The organism is Spirosoma areae (assembly GCF_054781775.1).
On record NZ_BAAGTT010000025.1, the window covers coordinates 1 to 15,049 of the forward strand.

The 15,049-nt window shown below is 47.8% G+C and carries 17 protein-coding genes and 1 rRNA gene; 1 reads left to right on the forward strand and 17 read right to left on the reverse strand.

Annotated elements, in window-relative coordinates; translation table 11 throughout:
- The first annotated feature begins 201 nt into the window (after positions 1 to 201).
- A 5S ribosomal RNA gene (gene rrf, locus ACYVI1_RS12615) occupies positions 202 to 314 on the forward strand.
- Between the two features lie 82 nt (positions 315 to 396).
- Here rrf and ACYVI1_RS12620 read toward each other — a convergent pair.
- The 17 genes from ACYVI1_RS12620 to ilvD all read right to left on the reverse strand — a co-directional run bounded on the left by ACYVI1_RS12620 (position 397) and on the right by ilvD (position 15,044).
- Positions 397 to 870, reverse strand: a complete 474-nt coding sequence (locus tag ACYVI1_RS12620; RefSeq protein WP_460910532.1) for a hypothetical protein — start codon at positions 868 to 870, stop codon at positions 397 to 399.
- Between the two features lie 120 nt (positions 871 to 990).
- Positions 991 to 2,130: a 2-isopropylmalate synthase gene (locus tag ACYVI1_RS12625; protein WP_460910534.1), complete on the reverse strand. Its 1,140-nt coding sequence runs from the start codon at positions 2,128 to 2,130 to the stop codon at positions 991 to 993.
- Between the two features lie 265 nt (positions 2,131 to 2,395).
- Positions 2,396 to 3,472: a 3-isopropylmalate dehydrogenase gene (leuB, locus tag ACYVI1_RS12630; RefSeq protein WP_460910536.1), complete on the reverse strand. Its 1,077-nt coding sequence runs from the start codon at positions 3,470 to 3,472 to the stop codon at positions 2,396 to 2,398.
- 99 nt (positions 3,473 to 3,571) lie between these two features.
- The gene (leuD, locus tag ACYVI1_RS12635; RefSeq protein ID WP_460910538.1) at positions 3,572 to 4,177 is read right to left on the reverse strand and encodes a 3-isopropylmalate dehydratase small subunit; all 606 of its coding nucleotides are present in this window, start codon (positions 4,175 to 4,177) and stop codon (positions 3,572 to 3,574) included.
- A 14-nt stretch (positions 4,178 to 4,191) separates the two neighbouring features.
- A complete protein-coding gene (locus tag ACYVI1_RS12640) occupies positions 4,192 to 4,887 on the reverse strand; it encodes a class I SAM-dependent methyltransferase (RefSeq protein ID WP_460910539.1) in 696 nt (231 codons plus the stop codon).
- A 125-nt stretch (positions 4,888 to 5,012) separates the two neighbouring features.
- On the reverse strand, positions 5,013 to 6,416 hold the full coding sequence (leuC, locus tag ACYVI1_RS12645; RefSeq protein WP_460910541.1) for a 3-isopropylmalate dehydratase large subunit: 1,404 nt from the start codon (positions 6,414 to 6,416) through the stop codon (positions 5,013 to 5,015).
- A gap of 5 nt (positions 6,417 to 6,421) precedes the next feature.
- Positions 6,422 to 7,699, reverse strand: coding sequence for a threonine ammonia-lyase (gene ilvA / locus ACYVI1_RS12650; RefSeq protein ID WP_460910543.1), 1,278 nt, complete (start codon positions 7,697 to 7,699; stop codon positions 6,422 to 6,424).
- Positions 7,700 to 7,762: 63 nt separating this feature from the next.
- Positions 7,763 to 8,806 (reverse strand): ketol-acid reductoisomerase, encoded by a 1,044-nt coding sequence (gene ilvC, locus ACYVI1_RS12655; protein ID WP_460910545.1) that lies wholly within the window; start codon positions 8,804 to 8,806, stop codon positions 7,763 to 7,765.
- A gap of 103 nt (positions 8,807 to 8,909) precedes the next feature.
- Positions 8,910 to 9,140: a type II toxin-antitoxin system HicB family antitoxin gene (locus ACYVI1_RS12660; RefSeq protein WP_460910547.1), complete on the reverse strand. Its 231-nt coding sequence runs from the start codon at positions 9,138 to 9,140 to the stop codon at positions 8,910 to 8,912.
- A gap of 31 nt (positions 9,141 to 9,171) precedes the next feature.
- On the reverse strand, positions 9,172 to 9,381 hold the full coding sequence (locus ACYVI1_RS12665) for a hypothetical protein (RefSeq protein ID WP_460910549.1): 210 nt from the start codon (positions 9,379 to 9,381) through the stop codon (positions 9,172 to 9,174).
- Positions 9,382 to 9,389: 8 nt separating this feature from the next.
- Positions 9,390 to 9,923 carry an acetolactate synthase small subunit gene (gene ilvN / locus ACYVI1_RS12670; protein ID WP_460910551.1) on the reverse strand — a complete coding sequence of 178 codons (534 nt, stop codon included), beginning with the start codon at positions 9,921 to 9,923 and terminating at the stop codon, positions 9,390 to 9,392.
- Positions 9,924 to 10,019: 96 nt separating this feature from the next.
- A complete protein-coding gene (gene ilvB / locus ACYVI1_RS12675; protein ID WP_460910553.1) occupies positions 10,020 to 11,765 on the reverse strand; it encodes a biosynthetic-type acetolactate synthase large subunit in 1,746 nt (581 codons plus the stop codon).
- 23 nt (positions 11,766 to 11,788) lie between these two features.
- Positions 11,789 to 12,151 carry a HepT-like ribonuclease domain-containing protein gene (locus tag ACYVI1_RS12680; protein ID WP_460910555.1) on the reverse strand — a complete coding sequence of 121 codons (363 nt, stop codon included), beginning with the start codon at positions 12,149 to 12,151 and terminating at the stop codon, positions 11,789 to 11,791.
- Entirely contained in the window at positions 12,148 to 12,435 is a 288-nt protein-coding gene (locus tag ACYVI1_RS12685; protein ID WP_460910558.1) for a nucleotidyltransferase family protein, read from the reverse strand. Before ACYVI1_RS12685 ends, ACYVI1_RS12680 begins: the two co-directional genes overlap by 4 nt.
- A gap of 21 nt (positions 12,436 to 12,456) precedes the next feature.
- A complete protein-coding gene (locus tag ACYVI1_RS12690; protein WP_460910560.1) occupies positions 12,457 to 13,095 on the reverse strand; it encodes a hypothetical protein in 639 nt (212 codons plus the stop codon).
- The gene (locus ACYVI1_RS12695; protein WP_460910561.1) at positions 13,073 to 13,252 is read right to left on the reverse strand and encodes a hypothetical protein; all 180 of its coding nucleotides are present in this window, start codon (positions 13,250 to 13,252) and stop codon (positions 13,073 to 13,075) included. The genes ACYVI1_RS12690 and ACYVI1_RS12695 overlap by 23 nt, the downstream gene beginning before the upstream one ends.
- Before the next feature lie 91 nt (positions 13,253 to 13,343).
- Positions 13,344 to 15,044: a dihydroxy-acid dehydratase gene (gene ilvD, locus ACYVI1_RS12700; protein WP_460910563.1), complete on the reverse strand. Its 1,701-nt coding sequence runs from the start codon at positions 15,042 to 15,044 to the stop codon at positions 13,344 to 13,346.
- Positions 15,045 to 15,049: the final 5 nt, after the last annotated feature.

A 15,049-nucleotide genomic window follows, 5' to 3' on the forward strand; every position in this document is an offset into this window, starting at 1 on the left:
TGCGTAGAGCTGAGCCGTACTAATGACCCCGGGAGCGTGTGCTGGGGCTTATAGGTCCGTCGTTGAGCGGGGCTGGTTGGTTTAGCCGCTGGGGTTAGCGGGCTGGGTCTGGGTAAAGGAGGTCTCTCTCTGTGGGGTTCAAAGAAGGAACAGGTCTTGATGACCCTGTGTTAGGCGGGGTTGTCGTTGAGCTTCAGTCAGGTTGGTGCCGTCAAGGCGGGTGTGCACCTCTCTTCCATTTCGAACAGAGCCGTTAAGCCCCGTACTGCCGATGGTACTGCTGTCACAAGCGGGAGAGTAGGCAGGTGCCACCTGAGTGATATTGCAGCGGAAGCTGGCCGTGAGCCGTTCTTCGAGAGAGGAACGGCTTCTGTGCGTCTAAACGGGTAGATACGTTTATGAGACTGATGCTATAGGAGCAAAATCCTGCAAATTCGGTAATATTATTTTATCTAATAACTTCTCTTCCAATAAATTAGCCCATGCGTTCATATAGGCGATGACATCTTCCCGCACATTATATTTTAAGAATCTTTGTTCAAGAGGAAGCTGGCTTAATACTTCTCTATCATCAAGTTTTTCGAGATGTTTTAAATCTTCGAGCATCAGCCCTACATTAAGCATTTCGTTAATTAGCAAGTCAATAGGCATTTGGCTGTTTGAACAGTAACCGTCGGTCTGTTCATTCCAATCTCCATATCGTTGCATGGCATATTGATGAATTTGGTCCTTAGAAAGCCTGGTAAGCTGCTGGGCGAGATTGCCACAATTACAGCTGCCCATATGCCCCCATTGGTAGTGCGCGCCTTTCTTTAAATTTTGGGTTGTTTGACGGAGCGCGTAGATGAGTTCGAGCGTTGGGCGAGCCATATGATTATACTATTTTTTACGCAATTGATAAGTGAGGGTTGTTGTTGGCCCAACAGCTTGTGTGGCAATTTTGTTCGCGTTAGAATCAATAAAATAAGCCCGTTTATAACGGGCTTATACTTAGCGAATCAATTCCATTAAATCCTTATCATTCACTTCTTTTCGGATGTCGGCCATATCCAAAAAGCGTGTATAAATACCGTCGAGTGTTGGCCTGTCATAGCGAAAGCCCAGTAGTTCGAGCCGATGTTTAAGCGCATGCCGTCCGGAGCGTGCTGTTAGTACGATGGAAGACTTTGGAACGCCTACATCATGCGGGTTCATGATTTCGTAATTTTCAGAATGCTTCAAAAAGCCATCCTGGTGAATGCCTGATGAGTGTGCGAAGGCGTTACGACCCACAATGGCTTTATTCGCCTGTACGGGCATCCGCATCATTTGAGAGACTAGATTACTTACCGGAAATAGCCGCGTCGAATCAATATTTGTATGCAAACCCAGCTCTTTTTTCACCTTAATAGCCATTACAACTTCTTCAAGCGATGTATTGCCAGCGCGCTCACCAATGCCGTTCATGGTTACTTCCACCTGTCGCGCTCCGTTCATAACGCCCGCCAATGTATTAGCCGTAGCTAAACCCAGATCATTATGACAATGAATCGAAATGGTTGCTTTATGAACATTGGGAACATGTTCGTAGATATACGCAATTTTTCTGCCGTATTCATCAGGTAAGCAATAGCCTGTTGTATCAGGAATGTTTACAACTGTAGCACCAGCAGTAATAACGGCTTCGGTCAGTTGAGACAGAAACACCAAATCAGCCCGACCAGCATCTTCGGCATAAAACTCTACATCTTCAACATAGGTTTTAGCGTGTTTGACCGCAGCAATAGCCTGTTCCAGAATTTTCTCGCGTGTGCTACTGAATTTATTGCGAATATGAATGTCAGAAGAACCAATACCTGTATGAATCCGTCCTCGTTTTGCCCATTTTAGTGCTTCACCAGCCGCATCGATATCACCTTTTACGGCTCGGCTTAACGCACAAATGGTGGGCTCTGATACCGCCTTCGAAATTTCAACAACAGAGCGGAAGTCGCCGGGACTTGAAATAGGAAAACCTGCTTCAATAATATCAACACCCATTCGCTCTAGTTCTTTTGCCACGATAATTTTCTCTTCCGTAGATAATTGGCACCCCGGTACCTGCTCACCGTCGCGTAAGGTAGTGTCGAAAATAAAAACTCGTTGGCTCATAATCAGCAATCAATTAAAAATAGTATTGAGTTCTAACCTATGCAAAAAGCCCCTTCTGTGGGAGAAAGGGCTTTTTAGTACAGCATTTCCTCGCTCCGTTCTTAGTAAACGTTTACTGTTTGCAGTCGGCAGAGTAAAGAAGAATAAGTCATGATTTTCCTGCGAAATTTCGCTGTCTGCGTAAATACGCTACAAAAATAGGCGTTTTTGTTAAGCCTGCAAACTTCCGGGAATTATTTTTTAATCTTACAACAGTTACTCTATATCAGCCTGTTATGCAATTAAGAATGCACTTTCCCATCGCTTCAGTACCCAAAATCTTAGCTGCTAATGTGGTTGAATCAGCAATGTCGCGGGTGCGGAAGCCAGACTTAAGTGCAGAATCTACCGCATTAACAACAACATCAGCTTCGGTCTTCATACCAAAAGAAATGTCGAGCATAAGCGCGACCGATAAAACGGAGGCTAACGGGTTCGCAATACCTTTACCGGTTATGTCATGAGCCGAACCATGGATGGGTTCATAAAGTCCGGTTATATCGCCTATAGAAGCCGATGCCAGCATGCCCATCGAACCGGCAATCTGGCTGGCTTCATCCGTTAAAATATCTCCAAAAAGATTACCCGTTAAAACGACATCGAAACGTTTAGGGTCTTTAATAAGCAACATGGCAGCCGCATCAACAAATTGGTGTTCAACGTCAACATCGGGATAACGCGGAGCCATTTCCTGCACTACCTCGCGCCACAGGCGCGAAGATTCCAGGACGTTCGCCTTGTCGACCGAACATAATTTTTTTCGCCGGGTCATGGCCGCTTCAAAGGCTTTAATAGCAATTCGCTCCACCTCATACCGGCTATAAATCATAGTGTCGTAAGCCGTATTTCGGTCATTTAAACGTCCCTTTTCACCGAAGTATACATCACCGGTTAATTCCCGAAAGAACAGGATATCGGCTCCCCGCAAAATTTCAGGTTTGATACTCGACGCGCTTAACAACTCGTCAAATAACTTAATTGGCCGCAGGTTAGCATACAGACCCAGTGCTTTACGGATGCCCAAAAGTCCCTGTTCGGGTCTAATTTTAGCCGATGGGTCATTGTCGTATTTAGGATGGCCTACGGCACCGAACAGAATGGCATCTGACGCTTTCGATTTGGTGATGGTTTCATCGGGTAATGGATTGCCCGTTACTTCAATAGCTGCATGCCCAATGAGGGCCGTATCGAAGGTAAATTCGTGGCTGTGTTTTTGGGCGATTGCTTCCAGCACTTGCTTCCCAACCGCCGTTACTTCCTGACCAATGCCGTCGCCAGCAATAACTAAAATGTGTTTTTTCATTTTAAAGAGTGAACGAGTGAACGAGCGAAAGAGTGGTGATCCGGATTCCGGCTGGCGCGTAATTTTCGCTCATTCACTCGTTCGCCCGTTCACCTTTAATTAGGCGTGGGCTATGTCAAATTGCGTAATCTCGTTTTTGAGGCTGAGCAGGTAATCAATATCGTCGTAGCCGTTCATCAGGCAGGTTTTCTTGTACGTATTAATCGCAAATTGTTCTGATTCGCCGGTTTCTAACGAAATCGTTTGGGAAGGCAAATCAATTGTTAGCAGCGTATCCGGATTGAGTTCAAGTGCAGCAAAAATTGTTTTTAGAAACTCGTTGGATACCTGCACGGGCAGAACGAACGTGTTTAGGGCATTGTTGCGAAAAATATCAGCAAAGAAACTCGAAACAACTGCCTTAAAGCCAAAATCATGAATAGCCCAGGCGGCATGTTCGCGGCTGCTGCCCATCCCGAAATTACGCCCGGCTACCAAAATTTTTGCGCCATTTTCGCCCGAATAGTATTTCGGGTCGTTCAGCACGAAATCCGCTCTTTTTGTGCCATCGGGATTGAAGGACCAATCGCGGAAAAGGTTCTCCCCAAAGCCCTCACGTGTGGTTGCCTTCAGGAAGCGGGCTGGTATGATCTGGTCGGTGTCGATGTTTTCAATCGACAGCGGTACGGCTTTTGTCGTGAGCGTATGAAACGTTTCTTTACGCATAGGAAATAGTGCAATTAGCGGGGACGGATGGCTTCGGCCATTACATTTTTACCAATTACCTGCCCAAATGTTAATCGGTCGAGCAAGTGGCTAATGGGAAATATAAGGCGGTCATAGAAAATGACAGACTCTTTAGTGATACGGCCATTTTTACCTAACCATTTGTATATCAGAGAGATGAAATAACCGGCAAAATCATAATAATGGCAGCTTGTCACCTCGAAACCTGCTGTGTTCAATAACTCGTTAACCATACGCTTATCGTAGCGACGATAATGGCCAACGTGCTCATCCATATGGCTAAATATTTCCTGACGCGCTGGTACGAATACTTTTATGGTACCGCCGGGTTTGGTTTTGTTAAATAACTGCTTAGCAATGGCCTGATGGTACTCGATATGCTCCAACACATTAATCGTGTAAATCAGGTCGTATTGCTGCGTGAGTTGATTTAAATCTGTGAAAACAGGTTGCTTGATGAGCGGCAATAAATCAGGGTCGATTTCGACCGCGTCAACGGCGTTTAGTGGAAATCGATTGGCATATTCTCCATTACCAGCCCCAAAATCAAGAATTTTCATTTTATCATTTGTGCCTGCTTCTATCCACCTATATAAGTTTCTGTTGTAGTTCTCTGCAAAACGCATAATGGACAGGTTATCACTGCCATTATAGTCCACATTCTCGGCGGTTTGTCTGACTTGATTCATTCATCATGGGTTTTTAGTTTGCTAAAACTAAGTAAACTCTTTTGTTGAATCAATAACAGTTGTGAAAACTCACCGACTTTTTAGGGAATGGCCAACATAAGATGATATTAGGCTAAGCAAAATGATTAAACAAGTTCACGAATGTCGACGACCCGGCCCATAACGGCGGCTGCTGCGGCCATAATCGGGCTGGCCAGAAAGGTTCGGGCACCAGGTCCCTGACGGCCTTCAAAGTTTCGATTAGACGTGCTGATGCAATATTTACCCGCTGGAATTTTATCTTCGTTCATGCCCAGGCAGGCCGAACAGCCTGGCTCACGGAGTTCAAACCCTGCTGCTTCAAAAACCTTATCCAACCCTTCGGCTCTGGCCTGGTTAGCTACCTGAACCGAACCGGGCACAATCCAAACCTCTACCCCTGCGGCTTTTTGTTTGCCTTTCACAAAATTAGCAACTGTGCGGAGGTCTTCAATCCGGGCATTTGTGCAAGAGCCAATAAAGACGTAATCAACAGGTTTATCGCGAAGTTCCATACCCGGCTCCAGGCCCATATAGGCCAATGATTTTGTAAACGAAGCCAGTTCATGGGCTGGAATTTCGCTTAGGTTTGGAACATGTTCGCCGATACCGATTCCCATGCCGGGATTGGTTCCATAGGTAATCATGGGCTGAATGTCCTGAGCGTTGTAATTCAGTTCGACATCGAAGGTAGCACCGATGTCGGTTTTGAGTTCACGCCATTGTGAAACGGCCTTCTCAAATGCATCTCCCTGTGGTGCAAACCGGCGACCTCGAATGTACTCAAAGGTCATGTCATCGGGGGCAATCAGGCCACCCCGTGCGCCCATTTCGATACTCATGTTGCAGATGGTCATCCGGGCCTCCATCGACAGGCTACGGATGGTGTCGCCGGCGTATTCAACGAAATAACCGGTAGCCCCGCTGGCCGATATTTTCGAGATGACGTACAGAATAATATCTTTCGACGTAACTCCTTTTGACAAGAGGCCGTTGATGTTGATACGCATCCGCTTCGGTTTGTACTGCAGAATGCACTGCGTACCTAATACCTGCTCCACCTCACTGGTACCAATGCCAAAGGCCACATTGCCAAATGCGCCATGGGTGCTGGTATGACTATCGCCACAAACGATGGTCATGCCGGGCAGCGTCAGGCCTAACTCTGGCCCGATAATATGGACAATTCCCTGAAACGGGTGCCCCAGGTCGTATAACTCAACGCCAAACTCCGCGCAATTTTTCCGCAACGTCTCGACCTGATGCCGGGAAAGGGCTTCTTTTATGGGTAGATGCTGGTCTTTGGTTGGTACATTATGGTCGGCGGTAGCGGTGGTGCGAGCGGTGTTGAACACGCTGATACCCCGTTTCCTCAAACCGTCAAACGCTTGCGGGCTGGTTACTTCGTGAATAAAATGCCGGTCGATGAACAGCGCGTCGGGATGTTCATCGGCCTGTTTCACAACGTGGGCATCCCAGATTTTATCGAATAATGTGGTGGGCTGGCTCATATTTCTCAAATCAAAAACTCAAACAAATCCGGCTTGTCGTTTAGATACTCGAACTGGATTTTAGCTTCTTTCATTCGGGTCAACAGTGGGTCAAAATCAGCTTTCGCTTTTAATTCGATACCGACTAAAGCCGGGCCTCGTTCCCGATTTGTCCGTTTAGAGTATTCAAACAACGTAATATCGTCGTTGGGACCAAGAACATCGGCCAGAAACTCACGCATGGCACCCGCACGCTGCGGAAACCGAACGATGAAATAATGTTTGAGACCCTCGTAAAGCAGCGACCGTTCCTTAATTTCCTCGGTTCGGGTAATGTCGTTATTGCCGCCACCAACCAAACACACTACATTCTTGCCGCGAATTTCGTCTTTCAAAAAATCAAGTGCGGCAATGGTTAAGGCACCGGCGGGTTCGGCTACAATGGCTTCTTCATTATAAAGTTGCAGAATGGTGGTGCAAACTTTTCCTTCCGGCACTAAGAGAACGCGGTTCAGATTTTTGCGACAAATTTCAAAGGTCATATCGCCCACGCGCTTCACGGCGGCTCCATCCACAAATTTGTCGATTTCATCGAGGGTTACCACCTGGTTCTCATCAAGGGAAACTTTCATGGAGGGCGAACCAGCAGGCTCAACGCCAATGAGTTTCGTTTTCGGGCTGAGTTGTTTGAACACCGTAGACACGCCCGCTGCCAACCCGCCCCCGCCGATAGCCATCAGCAGGTAATCAATCTTGAAATTAGAATCTTTGAATATCTCCAGTCCCACGGTGCCCTGCCCCTCCATCACCTGCAGGTCATCGAATGGATGCACGAAGACGCTGTCGTGGGTGTTTACAAATTCCATGGCGGCATGGTAAGCATCGTCATACGTATCACCAATTAAGACGACGTCAACGAACTCTTTGCCGAACAGTTTTACCTGCTTCACCTTTTGGTTTGGGGTAGTCGTTGGCATGAAAATTATGCCGCGCACGCCCATCTTCCGGCAGGCATAGGCCAATCCCTGAGCATGATTGCCCGCGCTGGCGCATACAACACCCTTTGCCAAAACGTCGGCAGGCAAACTGGCCATTTTGTTGTAGGCTCCCCGAATCTTATACGACCGGACAACCTGCAAATCTTCCCGCTTCAGGTAAATAGTAGCTCCGTAGCGGTCCGACAGGTTGATATTTTCCTGCAAAGGCGTATGGACGGCTACACCCCGAAGCCGTTCGGCGGCCAGATAAATATTATCGAGGTCAGGAAATGCTATTTTCTTCTCTTCGTCAACTACCGTGCTCATGCTGTAAAGTTACGCAAACTAAAGGATGGGAACGCGAATGGAGAACCGCGTTCCCATCAAAAACTAAGCCCGCTCTGGGCGCAGTGACCGAACGGCCTTACCTGCCTGCCACATTTCTGACTCGCGAAGTTCGGATAGTTCGACTTCAAGTTTCTCGCGGTAATCGGGTTGCGAGTTGCGGCTGATGCTGATTTCAGCCTGTTCCTGCGATTTTACCGAATTATACAACTGCTCGAATACCGGCCTGGTGGCATCGCGGAAGGGTTTCCACCAGTCGAGGGCACCGCGCTGGGCTGTAGTCGAGCAATTGGCATACATCCAGTCCATACCGTTTTCGGCAACGAGCGGCATTAGTGACTGCGTCAGTTCTTCAACCGTTTCGTTGAATGCTTCCGATGGGCTGTGACCGTTGGCGCGGAGGACTTCATACTGAGCCGCGAAAATGCCCTGAATGGCACCCATCAGCGTACCGCGTTCGCCGGTTAAGTCGGAGGTTACTTCTTTGTAGAAATCAGTCTCGAACAAATAGCCCGAACCTACGCCAATGCCCATGGCAATGGCTTTAGTCCGTGCGTTGCCCGAAGCATCCTGATAGATGGCAAAGCTGGAATTCAGCCCTTTTCCTTCGACAAACAACCGGCGCAGCGATGTACCGGAACCCTTCGGGGCTACAAGGAATACATCGACATCGGCAGGTGGAATAATGCCTGTTTTTTCTTTGTAAGTTACGCCAAAGCCGTGTGAGAAATACAGCGACTTGCCGGGCTTGAGGGCGGCTTTTACAGTTGGCCAGAGTTCGATTTGGGCAGCATCGGAAAGCAGGAAGCAGATAATAGTGCCTTTTTCGAGCGCTTCTTCAATTTCAAACAATGTTTCGCCCGGCACCCAGCCATCGGCCACGGCCTTATCGTAGGTTTTGCCTTTGCGCTGCCCAACAATAACGTTGAAACCGTTATCGCGCATGTTCAGCGACTGGCCAGGGCCTTGTACACCGTAGCCAATAACGGCGATGGTTTCATTAGCCAGCACGTCGCGGGCTTTCTCTAACGGGAACTCGTCCCGCGTTACAACTTGCTCTTCAACTCCTCCGAAATTAATCGTTGCCATGTTTAATTGGTTTTGTACTCGTATTTGGGGGTATTAATTGGTTACGCAAACAGAAAACATAGAGTCATCTCGATTTGTGCAGGGTATCACAAATTGTGATAGGTTACGCAAATAATAATCGTCCTTTGGGTTTAGGAATGTCGCGCTGTAGCGATTGCGCTGTCTCCAGCCATTCCTGAATGATTATTTCTGTATTGGCTAACGCTGACTGGTATGTATCGCCATCCGCCATGCAACCCAGTAGTTCTGGTACTTCAGCGATAAAGACATTGTCTTCACTACTCCAATAAATGATAATCTCATATTTAGGATTCGCTTCCATCTTCCTCGACATCAAGTTTGTAGTTTACAATCAGATTCCTGGCCTATTTAACCTGGTATGCTTTAGCTTTACCTTGTTTGGGTTGAAGATTAATGATTTCGGTAATGCCATCTTTTGAATAAATATGATGACTCGCTTTTATTCTCTCGTCAAAACCAAGCTTTAGTAGAAGATTCCTCAATTCGTCAAAATCGAAATTGTTATCAGCTTTTCCGCGTAACAATTTGGTCAATATCTTTTCAAACTTTCCCATGCAATACGTTACAAATAATACGCCCACTCGGCTTCGGGTAGGTACTCGACCAGCCCCTTCTCGGTTTTGCCAACGGCGACGCGGCCTGAACGGACAAACTCCAGAATTTCGTACTGTTTGATGTAGGCGAAAAACTCAAAAATTTCGATGTCGTTGCCCGTTTTCTCAATAACGACGTAGTCTAAACCCCAATAAACAACCCAGGCTTTGTGTTCTTTATTGATGGTTTCAACATCGAGCGGCTTGCTGCCCAGCGGGGTCGAAATCTTGAACAAAGCAATTTCATTATAGACAATCTCATCATTGAGATAGCCGAATACGGCCAGCACTTCCACTATTTTACGAATCTGCCGGACGAGTTTTTCAACCTCTTCCCGCGATTCATGTTTAATCACAATCGTGAAACGCGATACGCCTTTACGTTCCGTTTCAGATACAGTCAGGCTCTCAATATTGACCCGTCGGCGCGTGAAAATAATTGTGATGCGGTTGAGCAACCCGATGGTATTTTCGGTGAATATGCAAATGGTGTAGTTAGTCATCTTTCGTGGTATCGGACGGTCGCCCGCTGGCGTTCTTAAGCCCGACACGATTTTAGTCTGTGTGTCAGGTTTGAGAACCTGACACCACGTTAACTTCTATTTTAATCGAATCTGCGCGACGCTGGCACCGGCTGGCACCATTGGAAACACGTTTTCTTCTTTTTCAACAATCACTTCGAGCAGGAATGGTCCGTCGTGTGCCAGCATTGTGTCGAGGGCGGCTGACAGATTATCGCGTTCGCTGCACGATTGCCCGTCCATTCCGAAACCTTTAGCAATCATAATGAAATCGGGATTTTGCAACTCTACGAACGAGTACCGACGCTGGTGAAACAACTGCTGCCATTGGCGTACCATGCCCAGGAAGTTGTTGTTCAGGATAATGGCCTTAACCGGCTGCTTGTTCTGGACAATTGTGCCCAGTTCCTGCAAGGTCATCTGGAAACAACCATCGCCAATAATGGCCACCACCTGACGGTCGGGCGCGCCAACCTGTGCTCCGAAAGCGGCTGGCAGGGCAAAGCCCATTGTGCCCATACCACCCGATGTAACTAAGCTGTTTGGGCGCCGGAATTGATAATAACGTGACGCCATCATCTGATGCTGCCCCACATCCGTTACCAGAACAGCCTCGCCCTTTGTCTTCTTCGAGAGCAGGTCAATGACTTCGGCCATTCTGATTTTACCGTCCGGGCTGGTTAGTTCTGGAACGGTAATGGTCTCATTTTCAATCGCATCGTATTTCCGGAACCCATTGCGCCAGATGGTATGGTCATTGGGTTTTACGAGTGAGAGTAACGCTTTCAACGCTTCTTTCGCGTCGCCCACAACGGGTGCATCGGCATGAATGATTTTGTCAATCTCCGACGGGTCAATCTCAATATGAACAACTTTCGCCTGTTTGATGTATTTGCTGGCATCGCCCGTAACGCGGTCGTCGAAACGCATCCCAATAGCAATAATTACGTCGGCCTGGTCGGTCATTACATTGGGGCCGTAGTTGCCGTGCATACCCAGCCAACCTACGTACAGCGGGTGATTGGTCGGAATCGTAGACTGACCCAGCAACGTTGTTGCAACCGGAATGCCCGTTTTCTCAGCAAACGCCTGGAGTTCCTCTTCCGCTTTGGCAATCTGAACCCCATGCCCCGCCAGGATATATGGGCGTTTAGCCGAGTTAATCAACTTCGCGGCAGCTTCGACCTGCTCGTGTTTGGGCACCCTGCGTGGCCGGTAGCTAACGATAGACTGGCAGCGTTCGTACCGGAACGACTTCGTCATCAGTTCTAACTGGGCACTTTTGGTCATGTCAATCAGCACCGGCCCCGGCCGGCCCGACTGCGCGATGTAGAACGCTTTAGCCATTATTTCCGGCACTTCGTCGGCGCTGGTAATCTGGTAGTTCCATTTTGTAATCGGCATGGTAACGCCCATCACATCGGCTTCCTGAAAAGCATCTGTACCCAGCAGTTTTTTAGCCACCTGCCCCACGATGCACACCATTGGCGTGGAGTCGATGAGCGCGTCGGCAATGGCCGTAACGAGGTTGGTTGCCCCTGGCCCCGACGTGACTAAGCAAACACCTGCGCGACCCTGCATCCGGGCGTATCCCTGGGCTGCATGACCGGCGCCCTGCTCGTGGCGTACCAGAATGTGGTTGATGCGCTCCTGAAAATCATAAAGCGCGTCATAAACGGGCATAATGGCGCCACCAGGATAGCCAAAAATAGTGTCTACCCCTTCAGCGACAAGTGCCTGCATGAGGGCATGTGACCCATTGATATAGGTTGGAATCGCTGGTATTTCTAAGGTTTCCGGTATAACGCTGGCAATTGCTTCCATGACGTGTGGTCGGTTAGTGTCGTTCAGTTTGTTGTTTGGCTGCTTTCATTTAACAGCGTATTGTAAACTTGTTCAATATCAATGAGTAGTGGTGTAGCTTCTTCTGAAACAGTTGCCCATACAATCATCAAATCAACTTGAATGTAATCGTGTATCAACTTGTCCCGCATACCAGCCATGTCCTTCCAGGGAATATGTGTGAATCGTTGGCGAAGTGGGATAGACAGCCGCTTAGTTGCTTCTCCAATGACCTCCAGTTGGCGGATAGAGGCATCCTGCGTTTTAGTGTCATTCAGAAATTCATCAAGGGACATGTCTTCGGTATAGTCAAGAATCTTCCTAAAACTGTCCATAATGTGTTCCAAATACACCTTATCATCTTTCATACGGTAATTTCCTGTAAGTCTTTCAAAATGTATTGTTTCAGTCGTTCATTTTGAAGGGCGTTCTCAGAAACCAAATCCACTTTTAAATTTAAGGTTTCTGACAACTCACGTTCCATTCGTGTAAACGTCAATAGCGAAACGGGCTTATTTAACTTAATGAGAACATCTAAATCGCTATCCGGCCCATTTTCGCCCCTTGCCCAAGACCCAAAAATACCCACCCGCTCCGGTTGGTACGGTCTCAGGTAGTTGATAATTTGCTGGTTTTGAGCTGGGGTTGTCATAGTTTGATATTATAATGATGTTCATGGGTTAGTTGATTTGTGAGCATTCCAGATCAACTTGCCTGCGTCAAACAATTCTCTATCGGCATCACGAAGATTTTTTTTGTTTTCGCCAACGTAAATACGCATCCTCTCTATCAGATCGGTGTAATGTAGACCAATGTATTTGACTTGTCCAGATTTTGGAATTTTATCACAACCTATCATCCCTAATCCTAACAAGACATTTCGATCAATAACTGGAATTAAATTTGGAAAATGCAGATGAAACAAGGCTGAACAATAGGGGACGCCAAGACCTTTAATGTGGTGTTCAGAACATAGACCAATCATTTGTTTTGCATACTCTTTCAGCTTTGGCAGATTGTCATCTTCAATATGTTCTAAACCCCTCTGGTCAAATGATTTATGGATTTCAGTCAGAAGATTGCTGTAAAATTTTAGATTCTGGTCGCTTTCTGATTTAGAAAAGTCTTCTTGTATTGATCCACTGCCTCCTTTATAATTGGAAGCATACAGCAAATCAGTAAAATCAAGGTCAAATCTTGATTGCTTACGCATTTCTTTTCGCTCTAAGTAAGTCTGATAATTTTTGAGCGTGATCGCATAATTATCCCAAGTGCTTACCTGCTGCTCTTCATCCGTCAAGTGCCCATCCATCTTCAATCAGTTCGTCTAAAGTGTTGTACTGCCAAACGGTTTCGTCTAATCGACTTCTGACTACATACTTATTACCTGATGAATCGTTGATGTGAATTGAGCCAAGAACAAAAGCATACTTGGCGAACTTCTTGAGTGGAATGCTTAAATCGTCCATGATATAAGCGGCCTGATTAGTTGTCAGTACCAGACGGGTTCGATTTCTTAATTCCTCGCTCCACATAACTCACAAACGTACCAAAAGCTTATTACCCCTCATCCGTCACGCACCCTTCACTTGCTGATTTCACATTCCGAATGTATTTGCCCAGTATGCCTTTGGTGAACGGTGGGGCGGGTTGTTTCCATTCACTTTTGCGATAGGCTAATTCTTCATCCGAAATGTGTAGCGTTAGTTCGCGGGTGATGGCGTCGATGGTGATGCGGTCGCCGTCGTGGACGAGGGCAATTGGGCCACCATCGAAAGCTTCGGGCGTTACGTGCCCTACGACGAAGCCGTGTGTGCCCCCCGAAAAACGTCCGTCCGTAATGAGAGCTACTTTGTCGCCGAGGCCCGCGCCCATGATGGCCGAGGTTGGTTTCAGCATTTCGCTCATGCCGGGGCCACCTTTCGGGCCGGAATTACGAATAACAATAACCTGACCGGGTAAAATTTCACCCTTCTGAAGCGCGACGATGACTTCGCCTTCGTGTTCGCACACTTTAGCAATCCCATCAAATTTCAGGCCTTCTTTACCGGTAATTTTCGCTACCGAACCCATTGGAGCGAGGTTACCCCGCAGAATCTGAATATGTCCGGTTGCCTTAATCGGGTTGCTTAACGGGCGTACAATCTGCTGTGTTTCAAAGTTGAGCGGAGGAATGTCTTCCAGATTCTCGGCTATGGTTTTGCCCGTCACGGTCAGGCAGTCGCCATGAATCATGCCCTGTTCGTAGAGGTACTTCATCACGGCCGGAACGCCCCCAATTTCGAGCATGTCTTCCATGTAATACTTGCCACTCGGCTTCAAATCGGCCAGGAACGGGACGCGGTCGCTGATGGCCTGAATTTCATCGAGTGTCAGCGTGATGCCAGCGGCCCGCGAAATAGCCAGATAATGCAGCACGGCATTGGTTGAGCCACCAAGAGCCATCACGACCGTCAGCGCATTTTCGAGCGATTTACGACTGATAATATCGGCGGGGGTGATGTTGCGTTCGAGTAGCAGGCGCATGGCCGCGCCAATTTTTTTGCACTCTTCCTGCTTACCTTCGTGGGTGGCCGGGTAGCTGCTGCTAAACGGCAAACTCAACCCCATTGCTTCGATGCTGCTGGCCATCGTATTGGCCGTGTACATACCGCCACAAGCACCCGCGCCCGGAATTGAGTTCTGAATAACGCCCTTAAAGTCTTCGTCGGAGATGTTCCCGGCGTATTTTTTGCCGAGGGCTTCAAACGCCGAGACGATGTCTAATTTTTGCCCTTTATAATGACCAGAGCGAATCGTGCCGCCATACACCATAATGCCGGGACGGTCTAACCGAGCCATTGCCATCACGGCACCGGGCATGTTTTTATCGCAGCCAACTACCGTCACCACGCCATCATACCACTGAGCCGCCACCACTGATTCAATAGAATCGGCAATGAGGTCGCGGCTGGGTAAGGAATAGCGCATGCCATCGTTGCCGTTGGTCATGCCATCCGATACGCCGATGGTGTTGAAAATCAGCCCTACCAGGCCACTTGCCTGAACACCTTGCTTTACATATACCGAAAGCCCGTTCAGGTGCATATTACAGGTATTACCCTCATAACCCGTGCTGGCAATCCCAATCTGGGGTTTCTGCATGTCAGCCTCTGTCAGGCCAATGCCATACAGCATGGCTTGAGCAGCGGGATTACTAACTTCCTGGGTTAACGTGCGGCTGAAACGATTTAACGGGGTAGTGGCTTGCTCGGCAATCATACTAA